Annotated in this window: 3 protein-coding genes and 1 pseudogene; 1 reads left to right on the top strand and 3 read right to left on the bottom strand. The window is 64.5% G+C overall.

All coding sequences use genetic code 11. The annotated features are described in order from the left end of the window. Positions 1–2,241, bottom strand: a 2,241-nt coding sequence (gene putA / locus E5W70_RS16345) for a bifunctional proline dehydrogenase/L-glutamate gamma-semialdehyde dehydrogenase PutA (RefSeq protein ID WP_292659741.1), incomplete at its 3' end; no start/stop codon positions are given. Between the two features lie 162 nt (positions 2,242–2,403). Here putA and E5W70_RS16340 point away from each other — a divergent pair. Next, complete coding sequence (locus E5W70_RS16340) at positions 2,404–2,856, top strand: Lrp/AsnC ligand binding domain-containing protein (protein ID WP_292659739.1); 453 nt, start codon at positions 2,404–2,406, stop codon at positions 2,854–2,856. 21 nt (positions 2,857–2,877) lie between these two features. Here the strand turns inward: E5W70_RS16340 and E5W70_RS16335 are convergent, their stop codons facing one another. Continuing rightward, the gene (locus E5W70_RS16335; RefSeq protein ID WP_292659737.1) at positions 2,878–3,609 is read right to left on the bottom strand and encodes a cysteine hydrolase; all 732 of its coding nucleotides are present in this window, start codon (positions 3,607–3,609) and stop codon (positions 2,878–2,880) included. Positions 3,610–3,738: 129 nt separating this feature from the next. Then, a pseudogene (locus E5W70_RS16330) lies at positions 3,739–4,233 on the bottom strand (c-type cytochrome); the annotation flags it as partial.

Genomic DNA, 4,233 nt, shown 5'->3' with positions numbered 1-4,233 from the left:
GCAGACGCCGGCAATGCGCGGGTCGGCCGTCAGCGGGCCGCCGACCGAGGGGCCGTCGCCCGGCAGAAGCTGGATGACGTCTTCCGGCACGCCGGCCTCGCGCAGCAGCTGGACAGCGCGGAAAGCGATCAGCGGCGTCTGCTCGGCCGGTTTGGCGATGACGGAATTACCGGTGACGAGCGCTGCTGCGATCTGGCCGGTGAAGATGGCGAGCGGAAAATTCCACGGCGAGATGCAAGCGATGACGCCGCGCGCCTCCGTTCCAGCTTCGGCATTGGCCGCCTCGGCAGCATAGTAGCGCAGGAAATCGACCGCCTCACGCACCTCGGCGACGCCGTCGGCCAATGACTTGCCGGCCTCGCGGGCGGCCAGCGCGAAGAACTCGACGGCGTTCGCCTCATAGAGGTCGGCGGCGCGGTTGAGGATGGCGGCGCGCTCGGCGACCGGGCGTCTTGCCCATGCCGGTTGTGCCTCGACGGCGATGCGCACGGCGGTCTCGACCTGCTTGGCGCCGGCCTCGCTGACCGTGCCGACCACTTCTGAAGGTTTTGCCGGATTGACGACCGGACGCTGCTTGCCATAGCCGGCAGCGCGGCTGACCGGCTTGGCGTGCCAGCGCTCCGGCCCGGAGAACTCGGCCCTGGCCTTGTCGATCGCCGCCAGCGTCAGCGTGTCGGTGATGTCGAAACCCTTGGAATTGCGCCGGCCGGGGCCAAAAATCGCCGACGGCGGCACGATCGCCGGATTGGCGGCGGGGCCTTGTTTCTCCACCGTTTCGAGCGGGTCGCGGGCGATGTCCTCGGGCTCGACCTCCTCGTCGGTGAGCTGGTGGACAAACGAGGAGTTGGCGCCGTTCTCCAGCAGCCGGCGGACCAGATAGGCGAGCAGGTCGGAATGGGCGCCGACTGGCGCATAGATGCGGCAGCGCGTGCCTTCGGCCTTGCGCACCGTCTCGTGCAGTGCTTCGCCCATGCCGTGCAGCCGCTGGAACTCGAATGTGTCGCGGTCCGTCGTCATCGACAGGATGGCGGCGACGGTGTGGGCGTTGTGGGTGGCGAATTGCGGATAGATGCGATCGGTCATTGCCAACAGCTTCTTCGCGCAGGCCAGGTAGGAGACGTCGGTGTTGGCCTTGCGGGTAAAAACCGGATAGCCGTCGAGCCCGAGCGTCTGCGCCCGCTTGATTTCGGTGTCCCAATAGGCGCCCTTGACCAGCCGCACCATGATGCTGCGGTCGTATTTCCTCGCCAGCGCGTAGAGCCAGTCGATGACGAAGGCGGCGCGCGGGCCATAGGCCTGCACGACGACGCCAAAACCGTTCCAGCCGGCAAGCTCCGGCTCCGCCAGCACCCGCTCGATGACGTCGAGCGACAGCTCGAGGCGGTCGGCTTCCTCGGCGTCGATGTTGAGGCCCATGCCCGAATGGCGCGCCGCCAGCGCCAGCGACAACAGCCGCTCGGCCATGACGGGCAGCATCTTTTCCTTCTGCGTCACTTCATAGCGCGGATGCAGCGCCGACAGTTTTACCGAGATGCCGTGATTCTGGCGGATGTCGGGGCCGTTGGCGCCGGCATCGAGGGAGGAGATGGCGTCGGCATAGGCTTTGAGGTAGCGCAGCGCGTCGGCCTCGGTGCGGGCCGCCTCGCCCAGCATGTCGAAGGAATAGAGATAGCCCTTCTGCGTCATCGGCCGGCCGCGCCTGACCGCCTCGGCAATGGTGCGGCCGAGCACGAACTGCTCGCCCATCTCGCGCATCGCCGCCGCCACCGCCTTGCGGATGACCGGCTCGCCCAGCCGGCGCACCATGGCGCGCAGCGTGCCTTCGATGCCGCCCTCGCCCTCGTCGAGCACGCGACCGGTCAGCATCAGCGCCCAGGTCGACGCATTGATGAAGATCGAGCTCGAGCCGCCCGAATGCGCCGACCAGTCGTGCGGCGCGATCTTGTCGGCGATGAGGTCGTCCATCGTCTCGGTGTCGGGCACGCGCAGCAGCGCCTCGGCCAGGCACATCAGCGCCACGCCCTCCTTGGTCGAGAGGCCATAGGCGGACAGGAAGACCTCCATCAGCCGCGGATCAGACGAGCCGCGCACCGCGCGCACCAGATCGGCGGCACGGGCCGAAATCGCCTTGCGGTCTTGCACGGACAGCCCGGCCGCCTCGGCCAGCCGCTTCACCGCCTGATCTTCGTCGGGCAAATAATTGGCACGGATCTGCTGGCGGATGGTGTCGAGCGCTGGCATGGCGGTCCTGTGGAGCGAGCATAAGGGAGCGGGCCGGCGGTCACCGGACCGAACGGCGCAAGCTAACATAAGTAGGGATTCCAGTCGGTCCAAAGAAGTCGACAGAACAGATCGATCGATCTATCATTAGGACTGATCACCTCCAATTCGACCAGGAATCCGATGGCAGAAGACCAATTGGACCGGATCGACAGGAACATCCTGTCGGCTCTGGGCAGCAATGGCCGGCTTTCCATGTCGGAACTGGCGGCGAAAGTCGGCCTGTCGAAGACACCGGTGCAGGCACGAGTCAAACGGCTGGAGAAGGACGGCTTCATCAGGGGCTACCAGGCGATCATCGACCGTGAGCGCATGGGCGAAGGCCATGTCGCCTTCGTCCAGGTGAAACTGTCCGACACCCGCTCGGCCGCGCTCGACGCCTTCAACCGCGCCGTGCAGGCGGTGCCGGAGATCGAGCAGTGCCACATGATGGCGTCGAGCTTCGACTATCTGCTGAAGGTCCGCACCACCGACATCGCCGCCTACCGCCGCGTCCTCGGCGAGCGTATCTCTGCCCTGCCGCACGTAGCCCAGACCTCGACGTTTGTCGCGATGGAGACGGTGAAGGATCGATAGGCGCTCACCGAGCTCGTCAGCTCATCCGGCTCGTTCAAGACGCTCCTGAAATTGGTCCTCGATCGCCTTCAGGAAATGGTCGGACGTCGATGTCCATCCAAAGAGTATCTGCACGAGCGTAATCGAGGCGTCATGGTTGCTCCGTGGGGCGTCCAATGCGATCGGTTCGCTCGTACAATCCGTCAGCAGGATGCAGCGATAGTCCCTGAAGAAGGCATCCCGAATTGTCGACTCCACACACACGCTCGTCGTGCACCCAGTCACGATGAGCTGTTTGATACCTGCGGCCTTCAGAACAGCATCGAGTTCGGTCTCGTAGAAGCCGCTGAACCGGGTTTTGTAGAGGACAACATCCCCCGCCTCCGGCATTAGGTCGTTGACGATGTCTGTTCCCCAGGTGTCGCGGATCAGAATCCGGCTCTCGCGGCCATCCGGCGCTGTCATTTTCTCACCGACCCCAAAGATCTGGAGATGTCGGAGACGATTGGGGGCATCCGATGTCCCGAGATCCGAAAGGTCGGAATGATACCCCATCTTCAGGTAGATGACGGGCAGTCTCAACTTGCGAGCGGCCGCTGTTACGGTTGCAGTAGGGCCGACAGCCTTTTGAATCCCGGAGATATCGATGCCGGCTCTGTCGAACATCCCGCCTTTCGAGCCGAAGTCATTCTGCATGTCCACGACGAGAACTGCAGTCTTGGCGGGGTCAATTGAAACAGGTTGAGGTTTTGCGTCGATGACAAGTGGCTGCATTTTTATCCTCCCACAGCCTGAGGTATCGCACTTTGCGCCTTTGTTATCATGAGCAGCGACCCTGCATCGTGTCAACGTTGCTTGGCGGCCCAAGACGATGGTCCGCTCTTGTCGCAGACTAACCCGGCCTCACTCCGCCAGCGTCTTCAGAAACGCCACCAGCGCCGCGCGCTCGCGATCCGAAAGCTGCAGCGGGTGTATCTCGGATGTGCCCTCGACGCTTGCCGGCGCCTTGGAATAATGCGCCACCACCTCGTCGAGCAAGGAAAACTGCCCGGCATGCATGTAGGGCGGCCGGGTGGCGGCACCGCGCAGCGACGGCGTCTTGTAGGCGCGGACGAGTTCCGGCCCGGTCTTGACCATGAAGCGCAACTCGCGGCAGGCGGCGGCATCACCGTCGCGAAAGGCGCCGAAACAGTTGAACGGATCGGCCTCGACTTGGCGCACCGCGTCGACGCGGCCGCGATCTGGCGGCAGGCCGGCGACCGGCGGCACGCCGGTGTTGTGGAAGCTGCCGTCGGTAAAGCGCGGGCCATTGTGGCAGGTCACGCAATTGGCCTTGCCGATGAACAGCTTCAGGCCGAGGATTTCCTCCGGCGAAAAGGCGGCGTCGCCTTTCGGCTC

It is taken from the genome of Mesorhizobium sp. (assembly GCF_005063415.1).
Lineage (GTDB): Bacteria > Pseudomonadota > Alphaproteobacteria > Rhizobiales > Rhizobiaceae > Mesorhizobium.
The sequence above is the reverse complement of the archived record's forward strand: the minus strand, read 5'-3'. Positions and strand labels throughout refer to the sequence as shown.

Coding starts and splice junctions, on each gene's coding strand:
- E5W70_RS16340 (WP_292659739.1), top strand. CDS start 2,404: ATGGCAGAAGACCAATTGGACCGGATCGACAGGAACATCCTGTCGGCT.
- E5W70_RS16335 (WP_292659737.1), bottom strand. CDS start 3,609: ATGCAGCCACTTGTCATCGACGCAAAACCTCAACCTGTTTCAATTGAC.